We start from the raw sequence: 22,008 nt of genomic DNA on the forward strand, positions 1-22,008 counted from the left end.
GCAAGGGAAACGCGCATGACCTCATCGACCCTGCTCGCCCAGGATCCCGGCAATCTCAAGCCGGCGCTGCGGCGGGGTGCCTGCCTGAAATGCCCGCGCTGCGGCGAGGGCAACCTGTTTCGCGGCTATCTGAAAGTGGCCGCGCAATGCGACGCCTGCGGGCTGGACCTGACGCCGCAGCGCGCCGACGACGGGCCGGCCTATGTCGTCATCCTGCTGGTCGCGCATCTGATCGGCTTCGCGCTGGTGCCGATGTTCAGCCTGCTGGGCGATCATCCGGCGCGGATCGCGCTGCTGCTGGGCCTTGCGGCGGTCGCGCTGTCGCTGGCGCTGCTGCCGCCGGTCAAGGGCATGTTCGTCGCCCTGCAATGGGTCAAGGGCATGCACGGGTTCGAGCCGGCGCGCGCCGCCGTCCCGGTCCGCGCCGCCTAGCCCATCCAGCCGCCGCCGGACAGGCTGTCGGCCAGGAACAGCAGCCCGCTCTGCAATTCGTCGCGGCTGACCGAGCCGCCCAGGCAGATGCGCAGATGCTCGTCGGGCGCGGCGCCCACGGTAAAGGCATCGGCCGGCATCAGCCCGATATGGCGGCCGGCCATTCGGCCCATCAGCTCGGCGCGGCCGGCGCCTTCGGGCAGCTTCAGCCAGATGTTGAAGGCATGCGGGTCGGCACGGAACTGGAAGCCCGACAGCACTGCTGCGGCGATGCGCTGGCGCGCCGCGCTTTCCGCGTTGACGAAATCGCGGATGCGGTCGGCGGTGCCGTCCTCGATCCAGCGCGTCGCCAGCGCCATGCCCAGGGGCGAGGCCATGCCGGAGAAGGCGCGCAGCGCCTGGGCCAGCGCGAAGGCCGCGCGGCCGTCCGGCGCCACCACATAGGCCAGCCGCAGCCCGGCACCGATGCATTTCGACAGCCCGCCGACATGCCAGGTCTGCGCCGGCGCCAGCACGGCGAAGGGCGGCGGCGGCGCCTGCGGCACGAAACCATAGGCGTCGTCCTCGATCAGCGGCAGGGCGTGGCGGGCGATGATGCGCGCCAGCTCGCGGCGGCGCCATTCCGGCATGGTCAGCGTGGTCGGATTGTGCAGCACCGGGTTCAGGTACAGCGCCTTGGGCGCGTGGTCGCGGATCGCCACCTCGAGCAGTTCCGGGATCATCCCGGCATCGTCGAGCCCGATCCCGACCAGCCGCAATCCCAGCCGGGCGGCCAGGGCGCGCAGGCCGGGATAGGTGATGCGCTCGCACAGCACCGTGTCGCCGGCCTGCGCCAGCGTCGATAGGATCGCGGCCATGGCGGCATGGGCGCCCGGAGCGATGGCGATGCGCTCGGGCGCGGGGGCGATGCCGCGCCGCGCCAGCCAGGTCGCCGCCGCCAGCTTGTCGGGCTCGCCGCCGGTGGTGGGCTGATAGCGCAGAAGCGGCAGCAGGTTCGCCGAGATTTCAGCCACGCCCTCGGCCATGCGGGCGATCAGCGCCGGGTCGGTGACCTCGGGCGGACGGTTCATCGACAGATCCTCGCCACCCTGCCGCCGGGGGTCGGGGATCGGGGCGGCGGGCACCGGCGTGCCGCGGATGAAGGTGCCGCGCCCGACATGGCTTTGCACCAGCTGGCGGGTCTGCGCCTCGGCATAGGCGCGGCTGACGGTGGTGAAGTCGATGCCCAGCAGCTCGGCCAGCCGACGTTGCGGCGGCAGCCGGTCGCCGGGCCGCAACCCGCCGCTGCGGACATCGGCCTCGATGGCATCGGCGATCTGCAGGTAGCGCGGCTTGCCATCCGCAGCCAGCACGGGAATCCAGGAGGTCATGGCGGTCCAATCGGGAAATTGTTGCGGATTGTATGCAGGCAAAGCGGCGCAGGCAAGGCCGGCCCGGCCGGCGGGGTTCGGCAACGCATCCGGTCTGGCGCGCGGGACGGATCGCGGCATCTCTCGCGTCCATACAAGCAACGGAATTTCCGCTTCTTTGTATGCATGGAAGCGGTTGGCTGGGCCTGAGCGCCGGCGATGCTGGAAAAGCTGCGCAATCCCCGGCTGGCGTCGCTGTTGAACATCGGCAACAGCAGCGGCAAGGAGACATATTCTGCTTCCGGAGTGCCGCAGCCGGGGGTTCTTTCCAGAACTTCGTGCCGAAGGCGTCCAACAAGCGAAGGCATCTTCGGGCTGGTGGTCGCGGAGGTGGGCGTCGCGATCCATTCCAGTTGCGTCGGCAACCTGCCGCGCCTGGGCGTCGCCGCCCGCTGCGAGACGTGACCAACAAGCTGCCGGTCACCGCGGTCTGGGACCGCACGAACCGGTTCCCGGTGCTGGAAACCTTCCTGAAATTCCTGCGGACCCAGGGCCGGAACAGCATCCCGGCCAGCTTGGCGACCTCCACGAATTCGCGGACCTGGCGCGACCGGTTCGACCGCTTCCAGGCCAGCACAGTGCTGATGCGGAACTGCGGGTGGATGATCGGGCGCACTTCGACGCTGCGGCCCAGGAATTCGATCAGACTTTCGGTTAGACGGTCACGCCCAGCCCGGCCGCGACCAGGCCGAACAGGGCCAGGGTGTTCGAGGCCTCGATGGCGATGTTCAGCGATATGCCTACGGCACTGAACAGGTTGGCCAGGCGCCAGCAGTAATCCTCCCATTCATGGGTACGACCCTGACGGGCAGTATCGCTATGGCCGCGGCGTCAACCCGGCCGGGCTGATGCCTGAGTGCTGGCGGGGGCCATCGCGGCCTGGTAGTCGGTCCAGGCGTTCGTGATCGGCTTCCGGCTGGGCTTTCTGGCGCTGATGCGCGGGCTGGTGCTGTCGGAGCTTCTGTCGCCCCGATGGGACGACTATCTGCCCTCCTCGGTCGGGATGGACCGGGTGCATCTAGGCGGCGGCCGCCTTGCCCGAAGGCCCTGCGGATCGGGCGGCACCGGCAGTCGAGAAGACCTGCCGGCGAGGGTAAAGCCGGAGATCGCAGGTTCACCGGCTTCGCCACCATTGCGGGCGGTATTCTGAACATCCTTGCTGACGAGAAATGCCTCCTGCCCCTTCCGGGGCGAGCCGCGCCGCCTGGCATCGAGGGTGATGCGCCGCTGGTAAACAGCGCCGCCGGGATCGTCCGGCGGCCCCGTCCGGACGCGGCGCGGTGCGGCCGCGGATCTGCCGGTCATCGCCCGCCAGCCTTATGAGGTATCACCCCGTTGGGCTGTAACCGAACCCGCCCTGCGACCCCTTTTCCCAGCCGGATGCGATATCCTGAATTAATCTACTAATTATATCACACCGCTATATTCAGAACCTCCACCAGTTTCGACCCTGCCTTAGACCGCCAGAAACCCACCATCCACCGGCAACACCGCGCCCGAGATCATCCGGCTATCGTCCGACAAGAGCAGCGCGATGCTTTGCGCGACATCGACCGCCTCGGCAAAGCGGTTCAGCGGGTGGCGCACCATCATCGGCTGGCTTTTCTGCGGGTCCGACCAGGCCTCGGCGGCCAGCTCGGTCAGGGTGATGGTCGGGGCCACGGCGTTGACGCGAATGCCGTGCGGGCCCAGTTCTTTGGCCAGCACCCGGGTCGCGCCCTCGAGCCCGGCTTTCGAGGCAGCATAGCACAGGTGGTCCTGAAAGCCGCGATGGCCGGCGATCGAGGTGATGTTGACGATGGCGCCGCCGCCGCCCGCCGCGACGCGGGCGCGGGCGAATTCCTGGCAACAGATCAGCGCGGCGCGCAGGTTGATGCCCAGAACCGCCTTATAGCCGGCCTCGGTCATGTCGAGCACGCTTTCCAGCACGTTGATGCCGGCGCTGTTGATCAGGTAATCGGCCGTCCCCGCCTGCGCCATGGCGGCGCGGGTGGCGGCGGCATCGGCGAGGTCGACCCGGATGCCGCGCGCGCCGGTCTCGGCCGCGAGGCTGTCGAGGTCGGATTGCGTGCGCGACAGCGCCACGACCTGCGCGCCGCGTTCGGCCATCAGCCGGGCGCAGGCGCGGCCGATGCCCTTGCCGGCGCCGGTGATGATGACGGTCTTGCCCGAGAATTTCATGATGCCTCGCATGGGGTTTCAGATGGGGGATTCAGGCGGACAGCGCGTCCGCGATCTGGTGTCGGATCTGGCGGCCCGCGTCCTGCAGGCTGCGGAAGGCGGCATAGCGCGCGTCCTGCAAGGGACGCAGCGCCGGATCGGGGGCGCAGCTGCGGGCGACGCGCGACATGGCCGGCATGGCCGTCGCGAGGTCGGGATAGACCCCGCCCGCCACCGCCCCCAGCATGGCCGAGCCCAGCAGCACCGGCTCGGGGCAGGCGGTCACCTCGACCGCCATGCCGGTGGCGTCGGCCAGCAGCTGGTGGTTCAGCGGATGCGCGCCCGCACCGCCGCTGGTGCTGATGCTGCGGACCGGCGCGCCATGCGATGCTTGCGTCTCGATGATCTGGCGCAGCCCGTAGCCGAGGCCGCAGATCCCGGCGACGTAAAGCGCGACGAGGCTGTCCACGTCGCTCTCCATCCCCTGCCCCATGACGATGGCCCGGGCATGGGGGTCGGCAAAGGGCGCGCGGTTGCCCAGGAACTCGGGCACCACATGCAGCTCGTCGGCCAGGCGCACGGCGCGGCTGGGCTGGCCCGCCAGCTCCAGCGCGCGGTCGGCCAGCCATTGCGGCAGCGGCTTCTGCGCCGCCTTGGCCCGCGCCGCGGCCTCGGCCGTCGCCGGATGCAGGCGGATCAATTGGTCGATGGCCGCGCCGGCGGCGGACTGGCCGCCCTCGTTCAGCCAATGCCCCGGCACCATGGCCGAGAAATAGGGCCCCCAGACGCCCGGCACGAAGGCCGGCTCGCGCGTGGTGGTCATGGTGCAGGAGGAGGTGCCGAAGACATAGCCCAGGCAGGCCGTGGCATCGCCGCCGGCCGCGACCGTGCCGATGCCACCGGCATGGGCGTCGATCAGCCCCGCCGCGACCGCGATGCCGGGGCGCAGCCCCATGGCCGAGGCCGCACCAGCCGTCAGCCCCTGCCCCAGCGCGGTGCCGGGATCGACGACGCGCGCACCGATGCGGGCGAAGCCCTGGTCGGCCAGGTCGGCGAGGCCGATCTGGCGGAAATAGCTTTCGTCCCAGCGCCGCTCATGCGCGAGATAAGTCCATTTGCAGGTCACCGTGCAGGCCGAACGCTCCAGCGCGCCGGTCGCCTTCCAGGTCAGGAAGTCGGTCAGGTCGAAGAAATGCGCCGCCTGGGCATAGATCTCGGGCCGGTTCTCGGCCAGCCATAGCAGCTTCGGCGTCTCCATCTCGGGCGAGATGCGACCGCCGACATAGCGCAGGACAAGGTGGCCTTGTGCATTGATGCGCTCGGCTTGTTCCAGCGCGCGGTGGTCCATCCAGACGATGATGTCGCGGTCCGGATGCGCCGGGTCGCCGACCGGCAGCGTCGCCTCGCCCGCCCCCCGCACGACCAGCGAGCAGGTGGCATCGAAGCCGATGCCCGTGACGCCGGCCGGGTCGATCCCGGCCTGCGTCACGCATTCCCGCACCGAGGCGCAGACCGCGGCCCAGACCTGGGTGCTGGATTGCTCGGCGATGGTGCCGCCCTCGCGGTGCATGTCGATGCCGCGCTTGGCCGAGGCGAGCAGGTTGCCCGCCCGGTCGAACACCCCGGCCCGGGCCGAGCCCGTGCCCACATCGACGCCGATCAGATATTGCTCCATGGCACCCTCGCGCTTGGCGGACCGCTTAGACGCGGTCGAAATTGGTCGGCAGGACCAGCATGTCGCGGATGGTCACGGTGCGCTTGCGCGTCAGCATGTAAACCACCGCGTCCGAGACTTCCGAGGCGTCGATCAGGCTGCCCGATTCCTTGGCCTTGCGCAGGTTCTCCTCGGGCCAGTCGGCCAGCAGCGCCGAGACCACCGGCCCGGGCGAGACCTGCATCACCCGCACGCCATGCGGGATCATCTGCCGGCGCATGCCCTGCACGAAGCTGGTGATCGCCCATTTCGAGCCGGAATAGACCGGCTCCCAATAGGTCGGGAAATGGCCGGCGATGGAACAGGTGACGACGATGTCGCCGGTCCCCCGCGCCGACATATGCGGCACCACGGCCCAGACGTTCTTCATCACCGCGTTGACGTTCAGGTTCAGCATGCGGTCGATGGCATCGGGCGTCGTCTCGGTCAGGTCGCCGCCGATATAGATGCCGGCATTGCAATAGAGGATGTCGATGTGGTCGACCTTTTCCAGGATCTCGGGGACCATGGCATTGCAGCTGTCCCCGTCCAGCAGGTCGGTCACCTGGGCGACGGCCTTGTCGCCCAGCTTCGCGGTCAGCTCGGCCAGCGCCTCGGCATTGCGGTCCACCATGACCACGGTCGCGCCTTGCGCCAGCAGCGCCTCGGTCGTGGCAAGCCCGATCCCCGAGGCCGCGCCGGTGATGACCGCGACCTTGCCTTGCAGCGATTCAGACATGTTATTCTCCTGTGTTCGGAAGGGGTTGGGCGGGGCTCAGCGCCACTCGCGCCCGATGTAGATGGCCAGCAGGATGATGCCGCCCTTGATGACGTCCTGCAGATAGGGGTTGATGCCCATCAGATTCAGGCCGTTGTTCAGGATGCCCAGCAGCACCGCGCCGATCAGCGTGCCGAGGATCAGCCCGCGCCCGCCGGCGATGGCGGTGCCGCCCAGGACCACGGCGGCGATGGCGTCCAGTTCGAAGCCCACGCCGGCGTTCGGCTGGCCGCTCATCAGCCGGCCGGTCAGGATCACCGCCGCCAGGGCCGAGGTCAGGCCCGAGATGGCATAGACCGCCAGCTTCACCCGCTGGGTCTTGACGCCGGACAGCCGCGCCGCGAGTTCGTTGCCGCCGATGGCATAGACGTGGCGGCCGAAGGCGGTGCGCTGCAAGAGCACCCAGGCGAAGGCATAGATCACCACCATGACGATCACCGGCACCGGCACGAAGCCGATGCGGCCGACGCCGAACCAGGAAATCCAGCTGGGAATGCCGCTGATCGGGTAGCCGCCGGAATAGATCAGGCCCAGGCCGCGCGCCATGCCCATGGTGGCCAGCGTCACGATGATCGCCGGCATCTTGCCCCAGGCGACGAGGAAACCGTTGGCCAGCCCGATGCCCAGGCCGATCAGCAGCCCGGCCAGCAGCGCCGGCACCGCCGGCAGGCCGGTGTTGACCATCAGCCCGGCGCTGAGCGTGCCGACCAGCGCCATGACCGCGCCAACCGACAGGTCGATGCCGCCGGTCAGGATGACGAAGGTCATGCCCACGGCCAGGATGCCGACGACCGAGACCTGGCGCAGCACGTTCATGATGTTGCTGAGGCTGAAGAAATTGTCGCTCGCCAGCCCCATCAGCACCGAGACGGCGATGAGCCCGATCAGCGGCAGCGCCAGCGGCGAATGCAGCAGCCGGGCCGGCGAGAAGCCCGCGGTTTTCCCGGCCGCGCCGGTATTGGTGTCATGCGACATTGTCGATCCTCCCGGTCGTGGCATGGGTCATGATGGTTTCCGAATTGATGTCCTCGCCCGAGAGCGTGGCGACGATCCCGCCCGAGCGGAACACGCAGACCCGGTCGGACATGCCGATCACCTCGGGCAGTTCCGAGGAGATCATGACGATCGCCCCGCCGCGCGCGGTGAATGCGCGCATGAGCGCATAGATTTCCGCCTTGGCGCCGACGTCGATGCCGCGCGTCGGCTCGTCGAAGATCAGCACCTGCATGTCGTGGTTCAGCCAGCGGGCGATGACGACCTTTTGCTGGTTGCCGCCCGACAGCGTATCGACGCGCGCCAAGGGCCCCTGCGCCTTGACGCGGACCTGCGCCATGGCGGTTTCCGAACAGGCCAGCTCCTTCTTCAGGTCGATGAAGCCTGGGCCCTTGCGATACTTGCCGTAATTGTTCAGCGAGATGTTCTGCAGAATCGAGAAACTGGTGATAAGCCCCTGTTCCTTGCGGCTTTCCGGCAGAAGACCGATGCCATGGGCCAAGCCCTCGTCCGGGCCGGACAGGCGCTTTTCGATGCCGTCGATCCTGACCTTGCAGCGCGTGGCCGGGCCGGCGCCCAGCATGGCCAGCACGGTTTCGGTGCGGCCCGAGCCGACCAGCCCGGCAAAGCCCAGGATCTCGCCCTTGCGCAGGGCAAAGCGCGACACCGGACCGGATTTGCGCAGCTGCACCTCCTCGGCCTCGATCACCGGGGGCGCGGTCGAGGGTTCGGGTTTCGGCGGGAAGCTCTGCTCGATGCGGCGGCCGACCATCATCTCGACCAGCCGGTCGTTGTCGACATCGGCAACCGCGCAGGAGCCGACGAATTCGCCGTCGCGCAGCACGGTGATGCGGTCGCAGATCTCGAAGATTTCCTCGAGGTGATGCGAGATGAAGATGATCGCCACGCCCTGCCGACGCAGCTCGCGCATGACCTTGAACAGGTGCTCGACCTCGGAGGGGGTCAGCGTGGCGGTGGGTTCGTCAAGGACAAGGATGCGCGCGTCCAGCGACAGAGCCTTGGCGATCTCGACGAATTGCTGCTCGGCCACCGACAGGCGGCTGATCGGCACGTCCAGCGCCACCTCGACGCCCAGCTGGCGCATGATCTCGGTGGCGCGGGCGCGCATGGCCTTGCGGTCCAGCAGGCCCAGCCGGCCGCGGATCTCGCGCGCCAGGAACATGTTCTCGACCGCATCCAGATGCGGGATCAGGCTGAATTCCTGGAAGACGATGCCGATGCCGGCGGCGATGGCCTCGTCGTAATTGGCGAAACGCTGTTCGCGGCCCTCGATGCGGATCGTGCCCTCGCTGGGCGGGATGATGCCGCAGAGGATCTTCATCAGCGTCGATTTCCCGGCGCCGTTCTCGCCCAAGAGCGCGTGCACCTCGCCGGCGCGGACGTTGAGGTCGACGCCGTGCAGCACCTCGATCTTGCCGAAGCTCTTTCGGATTGCGTTCAGTTCCAGCATCGTCCCCTCCTCGTGCCTCTCGCCCTTCCCGCCCCGGCGCAAGGCCGGAGCGGGAGCGGGGAGGAAGCGTTACCAGCTGAAGTCAGCCGCGTTTTCCTTGTCCACGACCATGACGTCGATCGGGACTTCCTTCGGCACCACGCGGGCGCCCCATTTCTGCGCCAGCGCCATGGCCAGGCCGACGCGGACCTGGTCACGCGGGAATTGCGCGGTGGTCTCGATGAAAGGGCCGCCCTCGGTGATGGCCTTGACCGCTTCCGGCGCGCCGTCGACCGAGGTCAGCTTGATGTCCTTGCCCGAGCCCTGGATCGCCGCCAGCGCGCCCATGGCGCCGCCGTCGTTGACCGAGAAGATGCCGGCGAGGTTCGGCTTGGACTGGATCATGTTCTCGACCACGCCCAGGGCGACGGAACGGTCCTGGCGGCCGTTCTGGGTGTCGACCAGCTGGATCTCGGGGAATTCTTCCAGCGCGGCCTTGCAGCCTTCGACGCGCTGCAGGATCGGCACGACCGGGATGCCGTCGAGGATCGCGACCTCGCCCTTGCCGCCGATGGCCTCGCCCAGGTATTTGCAGGACATGTAGCCGGCATCGCGGTTCTTCGAGCCGACGAAGGTGTCCACGGGGCCGTTCGCGTTCGCATCGACCGCAACCACGGTGACGCCGGCGGCCTTGGCGGCGTGCACGGCGGCCTCGATCCCGGCGCTGTCGGTCGGATTGAGCAGCAGGATATCGATGTTCTGCTGCAGCATGTCCTCGACGTCCGAGATCTGCTTGGCCACGTCATGGCCGGCGTCGGTGACGACGACTTCGGCGCCCAGACTGGCGGCGGCCTCGTTCAGCGCTTCCTGCATGGACACGAAATAGGGGTTGTTCAGCTCCTGGAAGGTCATGCCGATCTTGAGCTTGTCCTGCGCGAGCGCCGGGGCGGCCAGCAGCGCAAGCGCGGCCGAGGCGGTGAGAAGTTTCGATGTCATCAGGTTCCTCCCAAATAGGGTTGATGCAGGCAAGGCCCGCGCGTCTCCGGCCGGCGATGCGCCGTCCGAATTGGTGGATTTCGGTCGTGGTCGTTTCGTCAGTCGGCGATGACCGCCGCTTTCTGGGCCGCGAAGGTGGCCCGGAACTGCGAAGGAGAGATCCCTTTCAGTTTCAGGAAATGCCGGTTGAAGTTCGACAGGTTGGAAAAGCCGACCTCATAGCAGATCTCGGCGACCTTGCTGTCGGGTTCGGCCAGCAGCATCTGGCAGGCCAGGTCGACGCGCAGCTGGTTGCGATAGCGCACCAGGGTCGTCCCGGTATGGCGTTTGAAGGCGCGGGAAAACGCGCTCTGGCTTTGCCCGACCATGGCGGCAAGCTCGGCCTCCTCGATCTGCTCGGTCAGGTGCTCGCGCAGATAGGTCAGGGCGCGGTTGATGCCGCTGTCGTTGATCTTGCTGAGGTCGAGCTCGAAGCTGAGGCTGGCCAGCACCTCGTAGTCGCGGGCCTCGGCCAGGATGTCGAGGATTTCCCAGAACAGCGCCAGCCGGCGGATGCCCTGCGCCTCGATCAGCCGCTCGACCAGCGGGCGGATGCGGGCGCTGGTGGCGTCGTCGAACAGGATGCCGCGGCGCGAGCGATCCAGCAGCGGGCGCAGCGCCTCCATCTCGGGCATGGCGGCGCAGGCGTCCTCGATGAAGGCCTCGGGGAACTGGATCACCAGCGAGCGCAAGGGCACGATCTCGCCCGGCTGGATGTCGCTGATCCAGTTCTGCGGCAGGTTCGGGCCGGTCATGATCAGCTGGCCGGGCGCGAAGGCGCCGACATGATCGCCGATGTAGAAGGTGCCCGAGGTGGCGTTGACCAGGTGGATTTCATATTCGGGGTGGTAGTGCCAGCGCACCGTGCGGAACGGATAGCCATGCATCCACGCGGCGAAGGATTCGCCCTTGCGGATGTGGACCAGTTCCAGATCGGGTTGCATCGGTTTCCTCTCCCCACGGGTGGCGCGCCTCCTTGCCCCGGCGCGTTCCCAGCCTGCACAGAGCTTAGGCCTTTGCCCGGGCAAAGCTCCACATCATGGCGCAAAAATTGCCGATACTTTTTTGACAGGGAATGCGCCGGAATTGAACCGTTCTTCCTGCGCGGGCGGCAAGCCGGCGCCGCAAAGGCGAAACGCCCATGCCGCGATGCAGCGACACAGGCGGGAAGATGCTGCGAAAACCCGGGAAATGCCGTGAAATCCGCGGTCAGGCCGAACAGTCGGGCAGGTCGCGCAGGGGACGATAAGCCGCGTGATGGGCCTCATACTTTTTCGCATAGGCCTCGGCCAGATTTGCATCGGGCACAACTTCCGCGCGAAGCGCCGGGCGCGAGAAGACGCGCTCGGACAGATCGCCGGTGGCGCAGGCCGCGGCAAGCTTCGCCGCACCGAAGGCGGCGCCGAAATCGCCGTCCTCGGGCTCCAGCAGCGTCAGCCCGGTGGCCGAGGCGATGATGCGCAGCCAGGCCTGCGAGCGGGCGCCGCCGCCGACCGCCCAGGCGGCCTCGATCGGCGTGCCGGCCTTGCGCAGCGCATGGACGCAGTCGGCGAAGGCCATGGCGACGCCCTCCATCACCGCCTGCGCCAGGTCCGGCAGCCCGCTGGCGCGGCTGAGCCCGATCAGCGCGCCGGTGGCGCCGGGGTCATTGAGCGGCGTGCGCTCGCCCGACAGATAGGGCAGGAACAGCGCCGGCGAGGGCGCGGCGACCCGACCCACCAGCGCGGCAAGCTCCGGCACCGGCCGGCCGGTGATTTCGGAGAGCCAGGTCATGCTGTCGGTCGCCGACAGGATCACGCCCATCTGGTGCCAGGTGTCCGGCACGGCATGGCAGAAGGTATGCACCGCATCGCCGGTGTTCGGCGCGTAGGATTCGGTCGCGGCGAAGAGCACGCCCGAGGTGCCCAGCGACAGGAAGCCGGTGCCCGGCGTCATCACCCCCATGCCGCAGGCGGTCGCGGCATTGTCGCCGCCGCCGCCCGCCACCGGCACGCGCGGAATGCCCCAGCGCGCGGCCAGATCGGCGCGCAGATGGCCGGAGACGTCGCTGCCCTCGACCAGCCGCGGCATCTGGGCGCGGCTGAGCCCGGTCGCGGCCAGAAGCGCGTCCGACCAGTCGCGCTTGCCGACGTCCAGCCACAGGGTGCCGGCCGCGTCCGACATCTCGGCCACATGCTCGCCGGTCAGCCACAGCCGCAGGTAATCCTTGGGCAGCAGCACCTTGGCGACACGCTCGAAGATCGCAGGCTCGTTCTGCGCCACCCACAGCAGTTTCGGCGCGGTGAAGCCAGCCATGACCAGGTTGCCGGCGATGCCGTGGAAATCGGCGCGGCCTGTCAGCTCGGCGCATTGCGGGCCCGAGCGGCCGTCGTTCCACAGGATGCAGGGCCGCAGCACCTGGTCCGAAGCGTCGAGCAGCGTCGCGCCGTGCATGTGCCCCGACAGGCCGATGGCCTGCAGCCGCGCCATGGCGGCCGGATGTTCGCGCGCGAGCTGGCCGATGGCGGCTTCGCAGCCGGCGATCCAGTCGGCGGGGGCCTGCTCGGACCAGCCGGGATGCGGGCGGCTGACGGTCAGGGCCGCATGGGCGACGCCGATGGTGGCGAAATCCTCGTCCACCAGCATGGCCTTGATGCCCGAGGTGCCAAGGTCGATCCCCAGATACATGGCGCTTACTCCGGCAGGACGATTTGCAGCTTCACGTCGGTCTCGCGCGCGAGGGCGGCGCGGTCGAAGCCGGCGATGCTGTCTTCGAAGGGGATCGAGGCCGAGATCAGCGGCTTCAGGTCCACCTTGCCCGAGGCGATCAGCGCGATGGCGCGGTCGTAGACATTGGCATAGCGGAACACGGTCTCGACCCGCAGCTCCTTGGCTTGCAGCCCGACGATGTCGACCGGCACCGGATCGACCGGCATGCCGACCAGCACGATGGCGCCGCCGGGCCGGGCAAGCTGGTGCATGGACAGGATCGCCGGCGCGGCGCCCGAGCATTCGAAGACAACGTCGGCGCCCCAGCCGTCGGTCGCCTGAGCCACCGCCTCGGCCAGCGGGCGGTTGCGGATATTGACGGTCTCGATGCCGTCATAGGCGCCGATGATGTCGAGCTTGGGCTGGGCGAGGTCGGCCACGATGACGCGAGCGCAGCCGCCGGCCAGCGCCGCCAGCGCCACCATCATGCCGATGGGGCCGGCGCCGGTCACGACCGCGATGTCGCCGGGCTGGATGCGCGCCCGCAAGGCCGCCTGCATGCCGATGGCAAAGGGCTCGACCATGGCGCCCTCGGCGAAGCTGACGTTGTCGGGCAGCTTGTAGGTGAAGGCGGCCGGGTGGATCACCTCGGGCGTCAGGCAGCCGTGCACCGGCGGCGTCGCCCAGAAGGTGACGGCCGGATCGACGTTGTAGATGCCGAGCTTTGCCGCGCGCGAGGTCGGATCGGGGATGCCCGGCTCCATGCAGACCCGGTCGCCGGGGTGCAGATGCGTGACCTCGGCCCCGGCCTCGATCACCGTGCCGGCGGCTTCGTGGCCCAGCACCATCGGCTCGCGGACCACGAAATGGCCGATCTTGCCATGGGTATAGTAATGCACGTCCGAGCCGCAGATGCCGACCGTGTCGATCTTGATGCGGACGTCGCGGGGGCCCAGCGTGCCGGGAATCTCGAATTCCCGCAGCGTGAGCTTGCCCTTCTCCTCCAGAACCAGCGCCTTCATCCTTTCCCTCGCATGCCATGCCGCGCCCCAACCGGCGCCGTCCCGGCGGTGTTTGAGGCCGCCCTGACGGCGATGTAAACAGAAACCCGCCGTTTTGGCGAGCTTTTGCCCAATCAAAGAATAATTGTATCACGCATCGCGCGGAAAGCGCCGGTCCGGTGTCCGGCGCGCGTCTGGCAGGGGTGATGAGCGCAGCCCGATTCGCGGGCTCACTTCATCAGCCGTTCCTTGACCATCGGCCCCACGGCGCCGAAATCCATCTGCCCGGCGTGGCGGGCGCGCAGTTCGGCCATCACCCGGCCCATGTCGCGGATCGACTCGGCGCCCAGCTCGGCGATCGCCTTGTCGATGGCGGCGCGGGTCTCGGCCTCGTCCAGCTGCCGCGGCAGATAGGACTGGATGATGCGGATCTCGGCCTGCTCGGCCTCGGCCAGCTCCAGCCGGCCGCCTTCTTCATAGGCCCGGGCGGATTCCTGGCGCTGCTTGACCATCTTCGACAGGATCGCCGTCAGGTCGGCCTCGCTGAGCCCGCTTTCGTCGCCGCCTTCGGTGCGGGCGGCGATCTCGCGATCCTTGATCGCGGCCGCGATCAGCCGCAGCGTCGACAGCCGCGCCGTCTCGCGGGCTTTCATCGCGTCCTTGGTATCGGCCAGAATGCGTTCGCGCAGTCCCATCATGTCCTCGCTGGCTTTCGGTTGCGCGGGGCGGATGCCCGGCTTGGTCACCGGCGTCAACCCTGGGCCCGCAGCCCCGGTTCCGCAAGCCCCTCCTGGCCGCGGTTCCGCCTTGACGCCCGCAGCCCCTTTCCCTAGGTTCCCGGCGATTTAGCCGGAGAGTCGACGATGCCCCAGAAACCGACCGCATGTCTTGCGCTTGCCGACGGCACCGTTTTCTACGGCCAGGGCTTCGGCGCCACCGGGGAAGTGGTGGCCGAGCTGGTGTTCAACACCGCCATGACTGGCTATCAGGAGATCATGACCGATCCCTCCTACGCGAGCCAGATCGTCACCTTCACCTTCCCCCATATCGGCAATACCGGCGTCACGGCACAGGATGACGAGGCGGCCGACCCCGTCGCCTCGGGCATCGTGGTGAAATGGGACCCGACCGAGCCCTCGAACTGGCGCGCCACGGCCGACCTGGTCGCATGGATGGAAAGGCGCGGCCGCATCGGCATCGGCGGCATCGACACCCGCCGCCTGACCCGCGCCATCCGGCAGCAGGGCTCGCCCCATGTCGTGCTGGCGCATGATCCGCAAGGGAATTTCGACATCGCCGCCATGGTGGCGCGCGCCCGCGGCTGGCAGGGGCTGGTCGGGCTCGACCTGGCGAAAGAGGTCACCACCCGGCAGAGCTATCGCTGGGACGAGGGGCTGTGGGAATGGCCGGGCCAGTTCGGCACGATCCCCGAACAGAAGCCGTTCCGTGTGGTGGCGCTGGACTATGGCGCCAAGCGCAACATCCTGCGCTCGCTGGCGCAAAGCGGCGCCGAGGTGACGGTCCTGCCCGCCACCGCCACCGCCGAGGAGGTGCTGGCGCATGACCCCGAGGGCGTTTTCCTGTCAAACGGCCCGGGCGATCCGGCCGCGACCGGCGCCTATGCCGTGCCGATGATCCGCGACCTGCTGGACCGCGACCTGCCGATCTTCGGCATCTGCCTGGGCCATCAGATGCTGGCGCTGGCACTGGGCGCCAAGACCATCAAGATGAACCACGGCCACCACGGCGCCAACCATCCCGTCAAGGACATGGAGACCGGCAAGGTCGAGATCACCTCGATGAACCACGGCTTCGCCGTTGATGCCCAGACCCTGCCCGAGGGCGTGATCGAAACGCATGTCAGCCTGTTCGACGGCTCGAACTGCGGGCTGCGCATGGCGGAAAAGCCGGTATTTTCCGTGCAGTACCACCCCGAGGCCAGCCCCGGCCCGCAGGACAGCGCCTATCTCTTCGACCGCTTCGCCGAGGCCATGCGCGCGCGCCGCGCCTGAACTGCGGATTGCGGCCTGATCCGGCTGCGCGATTAACCGCTTCTTAACCCTCGGCATGCAACAGAGGGTCAGGAAACGTCCAGACCCTGGAATCGCGCATGGCCGGCATCGCCCTTCTCCGCCCCCTTCGCCCCGTGCCGCGGCCGGAGCCGTCCGTCCCGGTGGCGGCACCGGAAACGGTCGTCGCGCCGCGCGACCTGCGCCCGCTGGGCCAGATCCTGATCGAGGATGGCGCCGTCGACCCGCGCAACCTGCTGAAAGCGGTGGTCATGCGCCGGCGCCAGCAGGCCCGGCTGGGCGAGATCCTGCTGGCGAACGGCTGGGTCCAGGAAGAGGCGCTGACCCGGGCGCTGTCGCGGCAATGGCGCAGCAGCGTGCTGGACCTGGCGGTGCTGCCGCCCGATCCGCGGCTGATCGACGCGATGGGTGCGCAATTCTGCCTGGCGCAGGGGCTGGTGCCCTGGCGCCGGGTCGGCGGCGTCACCTTCGTCGCCACCGCCCGCCCCGAGGCATTCGACGCCCTGCGCGAGCGCATGCCGGCGGCCTTCGGCACCGTGCGCATGCTGCTCTGCTCCGAAACCGCCGCGCGCGAGGCCATCCTGGGCCTGCGCCGCACGGCGCTGATTCGCCAGGCCGAGACCCAGGTGCCCGCCGCCGAAAGCTGCCGCACCCGCAATGAGCGTCGCTTCGCCCGGCTGGCGGTAGCGGCGGTGATGCTGGTGCTGCTGGGGTTGCTGCTGACGCCGATCGCGGTCTTCTCGGTGCTGATGGCCTGGGCGGTGCTGACGCTGGTCGCCTCGATGGGGCTGAAGCTCTTGTCCTTTCAGGCGATCCTGCGCCGCACCCACAAGGAAAAAGTCGCGGCGCGCGCCATGGCCGCGGGCCTGGTGGCGCGGCCACAGATGACCGGCCCGCTGCCGGTGATCTCGGTCATGGTGCCGCTGTTTGCCGAGGCGAATATCGCCGACAAGCTGATCGGTCGGCTCTCGCGTCTGGACTACCCACGCGAGCTGATGGACATCCTGCTGGTGGTCGAGGAAACCGACCGCGTGACCTGCGAGGCGCTGGCGACCGCGCGGCTCCCGCGCTGGCTGCGCGTGGTCAAGGTGCCGGACGGGCCGATCCGCACCAAGCCCCGGGCGCTGAACTATGCGCTGAACTTCTGCCGCGGCTCGATCATCGGGGTCTGGGACGCCGAGGATCGCCCCGAGCCCGACCAGTTGCACAAGGTCGCGCGCGGCTTCCATTTCGCCGCCCCCGAGGTGGTCTGCCTGCAAGGCGTGCTGGATTATTACAACCCGCGCACCAACTGGCTCGCGCGCGCCTTCACCATCGAATACGCCTCGTGGTTCCGCGGCACCTTGGCGGGCGCGGCGGCACTGGATCTGGTGGTGCCCTTGGGCGGCACGACGCTGTTCTTCCGCCGCGACAAGCTGGAAGAGGTCGGCGCCTGGGACGCCTGGAACGTGACCGAGGACGCCGACCTGGGCGTGCGCCTGACCCGGCGCGGCTATCGCACCGAGATGCTGGACACCGTCACGCATGAAGAGGCGAACTGCCGCCTGCTGCCTTGGGTCAAGCAGCGCTCGCGCTGGCTCAAGGGCTTCGCCATGACCTGGGGCGTGCATATGCGCGATCCGCTGGGGCTGTGGCGCGACCTCGGCACGCGGCGCTTCCTGGGGCTGCAGGTGCAGCTCTTCGCCTCGCTGTCGCAATATCTGCTGGCGCCGGTGCTGTGGAGCTTCTGGCTGCTCAGCCTCGGCCTGCCGCATCCGATGCGCGGCGTGCTGTCCGGTATGCTGGGCGGCAATGCCATCGCCATCCTGTTCACGCTCTTCGTCTGCTCCGAACTGCTGAACATCGCCATCGGGCTCTGGGCGGTGCGCGGCCGCCAGCACCGTCACCTGATGCCCTGGGTGCCGACGCTGCATCTGTATTTCCCGCTGGGCTGCCTGGCCGCCTGGAAGGCGATCTATGAAGTGGTGGCGAAGCCGTTCTACTGGGACAAGACCCAGCACGGCATCTTCGAGGCCGGCCCCGAGGACAGCCCTGCTGCCAAGCCAGCCGCCACGCTGGGCACGGTGCCGCTGCGCCCGGTCGCCCTGTCCGGGACGCAATCGCCCCGGCCCGCGACGGCCCATGCCGCGCCCGCGCAAGAATTCACCGGCCTTTCCGTGCTGGGTGAGATCGGAAGATCCTGAAAGGGTCTCTTGGCGGTCGCAGAAGCGGCAGCACCAATTAGATGACCCAGGTTCCGCCAGGATCGCGATCAGGCATGATCCAGTGCGGGTGATTCGGCGTCGGCCGCAAGCTCGGCCTGTCCCCATCCCGGCTTCAACCCCGGAAAACCAGTCTCGGGGAAGGCAGCCTCCGGTTTTCCCGCCCGCTGGTTCCGGCTTCTTGCGCCACGCTCCGCCTGCGGACGCTTCTGCTGCCAGCACCCAGCGCGGACAGGCATCAAACAGCGGCAGTCGCGTCCTGGTTCAGCGCCTTGTCGATGATGCTGCCGGCGGTCTCGACGGTTTCGGTCAGCCGGGCGGCCAGTTGCTCCAGCGACTCGCAGCCGGTTTCCCGCAGCAGGAAGGCCTGCCCGCCCTTGCCGATGCTCTCCATGTCCAGGGCCTTCTCGGTCAGCAGCCGGCCGGCGCATTGCAGATTCCACAGGAAACGCCGGGCCGCGCTCAGCTGTCCGGCCAGATCGGCCGCGATCAGACCGGCGCGTGGACCGGCCCGCAACTGCGCCAGCGCCGCGCGGGCCGGCGCGGCGGCGCGCAGGGCAAAGCTCTGCGCCAGCAATTCGATGTCCTGAAGCCCGCCGCGGCCGATCTTGGCCTCCCAGGCACCGTCGGGGGCCTTGGCGGCAAAGATCCGCGCCCGCATCTCGGCCAGGTCCGGCAGGACGCGGGCGTCGGTGCCGCGCGCCGCCAGAACCTCGACCCGCAGCGCCTCGACCTCGGCACCCAGCGCCTCGGCGTCGGCGCCGCAGGTGCCGATCACCCGGGCCCGGGTAAGCGCCAGGTGCTCCCAGGTCCAGGCCTCGGTCATCTGGTAATCGCGAAAGCTCTGCACCGAGGTCGCGACCGGACCCTGCCGGCCCGAAGGGCGCAGGCGCATGTCCACCTCGTAGAGCCGGCCGGACGAGGTCGGCGCCGAGATCGCGGTGATCATCGCCTGGGTCAGCCGCGCGTAATAGGCCCGCGTCGCCAGGGGCTTCGGCCCGTCGGAACTGTCCTGCCCGACCGCGTCGTAGATCACGATCAGGTCCAGGTCCGAACTGGCGTTCAGCTGCCGCGCGCCCAGCGAGCCCATGCCCAGCACCACCGCGCCGCGCCCCGGCGGCGGGCCGTGCCGGCGGGCGAATTCGGCGGCAACCACCGGGAACAGCGCCGCGACCGCGGCATCGGCGATATCGGCATATTGGCCGCCGGCCTCCTCGGCGCCGATCAGTGCGCGCAGGTGATGCACGCCGGTGCGGAACTGCCATTCATGCGCCCAACGCCGAGCCGCATCCAGCGCCCGCTCATAGCCGCCGTCCGGCGCCGCAAGCACGCCCAGCAGCATCGCGTCGAGCTGGCGGCGCAGCTCGACCGCTCCCGGCCATTCCGAGAAGAAACTGCCGCCCAGCACCGCGTCCAGTACCTCGGGGTGGCGCGCCAGATAGGCGGCCAGCGCCGGCGCGGTGCCGCAGATGTCGACGATCAGGTCGATCAGCTGCGGATTGGCCTCGAACAGCGAAAACAGCTGCACGCCGGCGGGCAGCCCGGCCAGGAAGGCGTCGAAGCGCGCCAGGGCCTCGTCCGAATGGGTGGCGGCGACCAGCCGGTTCAGCAGCTCGGGCTCGATGCGGGCAAAGACCTCGCGGCCGCGCGCCGAACGCAGGGCCGGGTAGCTGCGCCAGCGCCCGACCATGGCTTCGGCCTCGGGGGAAAGGTCGGGACGCGCGCGGCTTTCCCCGGGGGCGAAGAATTCGCCGGTCAACGCCTCGACGCGCTGCAGCCGGCCGACCAGGTGCCGGGCCCAGGCGGCGGTATCGGCCTCGCCCATCATGCGGGCGATGGTGTCGAGCCCCTCGGCCGAATTCGGCAGCGAATGGGTCTGGGCGTCGTTGACCATCTGGATGCGGTGCTCGATCTCGCGATGCTCGCGGTAGTGCTCGGTCAGCTCGGCGGCGACATCGGCGGGAACCCAGCCCTTGTCCGCAAGCCGCGCCAGCCCCTCGACCGTGCCGCGCACGCGCAGCGCGGGGTCGCGGCCGCCGGCGATCAGCTGCCGGGTCTGGGTAAAGAACTCGATCTCGCGGATGCCGCCCTGGCCCAGCTTCATGTTGTGGCCGGCGGCCTCGATGCGGCCGGACAGGCCCTTGTGCTCGCGGATGCGCAGCCGCATGTCATGCGCGTCCTGGATGGTGGCGAAATCCAGATGTCGGCGCCAGACGAAGGGGTCGAGCTCGCGCAGGAAGCGGGTGCCGGCGGCCAGATCGCCCGCGCAGGGCCGCGCCTTGATATAGGCGCTGCGTTCCCAGGTGCGGCCCTCGGCCTCGTAATAGGCCAGCGCCGCCGAGATCGAGATGCAGACCGGCGTCACCGAGGCATCGGGCCGCAGCCGCAGGTCGGTGCGGAAGACATAGCCCTGGTCGGTATTGTCCGAAATCGTCGCCGCCGCCTTGCGGGTGGCACGGATCAGCGCCGCGCGGGCCTCGTGCTGGTCGTCGCGGGCATAGGCGCTGTCGTCGTAAAGCACGATCAGGTCGATGTCCGAGGAATAGTTCAGCTCTCCCGCGCCCATCTTGCCCATGGCGAGCGCGACGATGCCGCCGGCATCGGCCTGGGTCGGGGGCAGCTTGCCGCGGGCGCGTTCGGCCGCGACATGCACGCGCAAGGCCAGGTCCGCGGCCCGATCGGCCAGTTCGGTCAGAGCGCCGGTGACCTGTTCCAGCCGCCAGACCCCGCCCAGGTCGGCCAGCGCCGTCCACAGCGCGACCCGGCGCTTGGCGCGGCGCAGCGCCGCGCCGAGCGCGTCGGCCGGCAGGCTCTCGAACCCCGCCGTTTCGCGCGCGACGACATCCTCATGCGCCAGCGCCTCGGCCAGCCAGTCGGCCTCGCGGCCGATCAGCCCGGCGAGATAGGGGCTGGAGCCGGCGGCGCCGCGGATCAACGCGCCCAGGCGCGGATCAAGGATGCCCGTCGCCTGCCAGGCGGACTGGCCGCGGGCGGGATCGACGGGAAGCGGCAGGCGGGTGATGCGGGCGGCGAAATCCATGGCCGCAGCCTAGCCGCAGGCCCCGCCGGGTCAATGCGGGAAAACCGCAAGCGGCGCGACAAATCTTATGGTTTTCCACGCTTGGCGCGCGGGGGATCTGTTGCTAGGCTCTGGGCTCAGTGCAACCATCGATAGACGATCCGCCGCCCATGCGCGCCGAAACCACAGCGAACCGAAAGCGGGATTCCGGCCGCCCCGACCGCCGGGGACGGGGCTGATGCGGCACAGCCTGCCCCATGCGCCGCAGTTCTACGTGACGGCACCGCAGCCCTGCCCCTATCTGCATGGCCGGGCCGAGCGCAAGCTGTTCACCGCGCTGGCGGGCGATTCGGCCAATGAGCTGAACAATGCGCTGTCGCGCCAGGGCTTTCGCCGCTCGCAGAACGTGCTCTACCGGCCCAGCTGCGAAAGCTGCGTCGCCTGCATGTCGGCCCGCATCCGGGTGTCCGAGTTCCAGCCCTCGCGCACGCAGCGCCGGGTGGCGCGCCGCAACGCGCATCTGCGCCGGCTGGCCACCAGCGCCTGGGCGACCGAAGAGCAATACGAGCTGTTCCGCGCCTATCTGGACCAGCGCCACGCCGACGGCGGCATGGCCGACATGGACATTTTCGAATTCGCCGCGATGATCGAGGAAACCCCGGTCCGCACCCGCGTCATCGAATATCGCGCGCATGAAGGCGGGCAGATGCCGCCGGCGCCGGGGTCGGACCGGCTGGTCGCGGTCTGCCTGACCGATGTGCTGGATGACGGGCTGAGCCTGGTCTACAGCTTCTACGACCCGGCTTTGGAGGAGCAGAGCCTGGGCACCCACATCATCCTGGACCATATCGAGCTGGCGCGCAGCGCCGGGCTGCCCTTCGTCTATCTGGGCTATTGGGTGCCGGGCAGCCGCAAGATGGACTACAAGGCCCGGTTTTCGGCGCTGGAGATCTACAAGGGCGGCGTCTGGCAGCCGATCGGCGACCCGGCACAGCACAGTTCGGACATCCACCCGCTGTCGATCGACCCCATCGTCGAGCAGGTGGCGCGCATCACCCTGCCCCAGACCGGCGGATGATTACCCGGAAGCGGCAGTTTCGGTAATTATATTTCAATATT

The 22,008-nt window shown here is 68.9% G+C and carries 18 protein-coding genes; 6 read left to right on the forward strand and 12 right to left on the reverse strand.

Going from position 1 to position 22,008, the window contains the following annotated elements:
• Window positions 1-15: 15 nt before the first annotated feature.
• Window positions 16-432 (forward strand): DUF983 domain-containing protein, encoded by a 417-nt coding sequence (locus E3D03_RS02330; protein ID WP_263565639.1) that lies wholly within the window; start codon window positions 16-18, stop codon window positions 430-432.
• On the opposite strand, the gene E3D03_RS02335 is transcribed toward E3D03_RS02330, so the two are convergent.
• Window positions 429-1,802, reverse strand: coding sequence for a PLP-dependent aminotransferase family protein (locus E3D03_RS02335; RefSeq protein ID WP_263565640.1), 1,374 nt, complete (start codon window positions 1,800-1,802; stop codon window positions 429-431). The two genes, E3D03_RS02330 and E3D03_RS02335, sit on opposite strands and share 4 nt — an antisense overlap.
• Window positions 1,803-2,000: 198 nt before the next feature.
• Between E3D03_RS02335 and E3D03_RS02340 the strand changes: the two genes are divergently transcribed.
• Together E3D03_RS02340 and E3D03_RS02345 are read left to right on the forward strand one after the other, a co-directional pair.
• Window positions 2,001-2,246 carry a hypothetical protein gene (locus E3D03_RS02340; protein ID WP_263565641.1) on the forward strand — a complete coding sequence of 82 codons (246 nt, stop codon included), beginning with the start codon at window positions 2,001-2,003 and terminating at the stop codon, window positions 2,244-2,246.
• 496 nt (window positions 2,247-2,742) lie between these two features.
• Window positions 2,743-2,991, forward strand: coding sequence for a hypothetical protein (locus E3D03_RS02345; protein WP_263565642.1), 249 nt, complete (start codon window positions 2,743-2,745; stop codon window positions 2,989-2,991).
• Window positions 2,992-3,296: 305 nt separating this feature from the next.
• Here the strand turns inward: E3D03_RS02345 and E3D03_RS02350 are convergent, their stop codons facing one another.
• The 10 genes from E3D03_RS02350 to E3D03_RS02395 all read right to left on the reverse strand — a co-directional run bounded on the left by E3D03_RS02350 (window position 3,297) and on the right by E3D03_RS02395 (window position 14,334).
• Window positions 3,297-4,022: an SDR family oxidoreductase gene (locus E3D03_RS02350; RefSeq protein ID WP_263565643.1), complete on the reverse strand. Its 726-nt coding sequence runs from the start codon at window positions 4,020-4,022 to the stop codon at window positions 3,297-3,299.
• Window positions 4,023-4,053: 31 nt separating this feature from the next.
• Window positions 4,054-5,676, reverse strand: a complete 1,623-nt coding sequence (locus E3D03_RS02355) for an FGGY-family carbohydrate kinase (protein WP_263565644.1) — start codon at window positions 5,674-5,676, stop codon at window positions 4,054-4,056.
• 25 nt (window positions 5,677-5,701) lie between these two features.
• Complete coding sequence (locus E3D03_RS02360; RefSeq protein WP_263565645.1) at window positions 5,702-6,433, reverse strand: SDR family oxidoreductase; 732 nt, start codon at window positions 6,431-6,433, stop codon at window positions 5,702-5,704.
• Window positions 6,434-6,469: 36 nt separating this feature from the next.
• On the reverse strand, window positions 6,470-7,447 hold the full coding sequence (locus E3D03_RS02365) for an ABC transporter permease (RefSeq protein WP_263565646.1): 978 nt from the start codon (window positions 7,445-7,447) through the stop codon (window positions 6,470-6,472).
• The gene (locus tag E3D03_RS02370) at window positions 7,437-8,936 is read right to left on the reverse strand and encodes a sugar ABC transporter ATP-binding protein (RefSeq protein WP_263565647.1); all 1,500 of its coding nucleotides are present in this window, start codon (window positions 8,934-8,936) and stop codon (window positions 7,437-7,439) included. Before E3D03_RS02370 ends, E3D03_RS02365 begins: the two co-directional genes overlap by 11 nt.
• A 69-nt stretch (window positions 8,937-9,005) precedes the next feature.
• On the reverse strand, window positions 9,006-9,911 hold the full coding sequence (locus E3D03_RS02375; RefSeq protein WP_062562889.1) for an ABC transporter substrate-binding protein: 906 nt from the start codon (window positions 9,909-9,911) through the stop codon (window positions 9,006-9,008).
• Between the two features lie 98 nt (window positions 9,912-10,009).
• Window positions 10,010-10,894: an AraC family transcriptional regulator gene (locus E3D03_RS02380; protein ID WP_263565648.1), complete on the reverse strand. Its 885-nt coding sequence runs from the start codon at window positions 10,892-10,894 to the stop codon at window positions 10,010-10,012.
• Between the two features lie 265 nt (window positions 10,895-11,159).
• Entirely contained in the window at window positions 11,160-12,617 is a 1,458-nt protein-coding gene (gene xylB / locus E3D03_RS02385) for a xylulokinase (RefSeq protein WP_263565649.1), read from the reverse strand.
• 5 nt (window positions 12,618-12,622) lie between these two features.
• Window positions 12,623-13,660: an NAD(P)-dependent alcohol dehydrogenase gene (locus E3D03_RS02390; RefSeq protein ID WP_263565650.1), complete on the reverse strand. Its 1,038-nt coding sequence runs from the start codon at window positions 13,658-13,660 to the stop codon at window positions 12,623-12,625.
• 209 nt (window positions 13,661-13,869) lie between these two features.
• On the reverse strand, window positions 13,870-14,334 hold the full coding sequence (locus tag E3D03_RS02395; protein WP_062563342.1) for a GatB/YqeY domain-containing protein: 465 nt from the start codon (window positions 14,332-14,334) through the stop codon (window positions 13,870-13,872).
• A 168-nt stretch (window positions 14,335-14,502) separates the two neighbouring features.
• On the opposite strand from E3D03_RS02395, the gene carA reads away from it, so the two are divergent.
• Both carA and E3D03_RS02405 read left to right on the forward strand, forming a co-directional pair.
• Window positions 14,503-15,651 carry a glutamine-hydrolyzing carbamoyl-phosphate synthase small subunit gene (gene carA / locus E3D03_RS02400; protein ID WP_263565651.1) on the forward strand — a complete coding sequence of 383 codons (1,149 nt, stop codon included), beginning with the start codon at window positions 14,503-14,505 and terminating at the stop codon, window positions 15,649-15,651.
• 161 nt (window positions 15,652-15,812) lie between these two features.
• Window positions 15,813-17,852 carry a glycosyltransferase family 2 protein gene (locus E3D03_RS02405; protein WP_411969782.1) on the forward strand — a complete coding sequence of 680 codons (2,040 nt, stop codon included), beginning with the start codon at window positions 15,813-15,815 and terminating at the stop codon, window positions 17,850-17,852.
• Between the two features lie 256 nt (window positions 17,853-18,108).
• Here the strand turns inward: E3D03_RS02405 and E3D03_RS02410 are convergent, their stop codons facing one another.
• Window positions 18,109-20,910: a glutamine-synthetase adenylyltransferase gene (locus E3D03_RS02410; protein WP_263565653.1), complete on the reverse strand. Its 2,802-nt coding sequence runs from the start codon at window positions 20,908-20,910 to the stop codon at window positions 18,109-18,111.
• 217 nt (window positions 20,911-21,127) lie between these two features.
• On the opposite strand from E3D03_RS02410, the gene E3D03_RS02415 reads away from it, so the two are divergent.
• Window positions 21,128-21,967 carry an arginyltransferase gene (locus E3D03_RS02415; protein WP_062562882.1) on the forward strand — a complete coding sequence of 280 codons (840 nt, stop codon included), beginning with the start codon at window positions 21,128-21,130 and terminating at the stop codon, window positions 21,965-21,967.
• Window positions 21,968-22,008 lie beyond the last annotated feature (41 nt).

Source organism: Paracoccus sp. DMF (genome assembly GCF_004407025.1).
In the GTDB taxonomy this organism is placed as follows: Bacteria; Pseudomonadota; Alphaproteobacteria; order Rhodobacterales; family Rhodobacteraceae; genus Paracoccus; species Paracoccus aminovorans_B.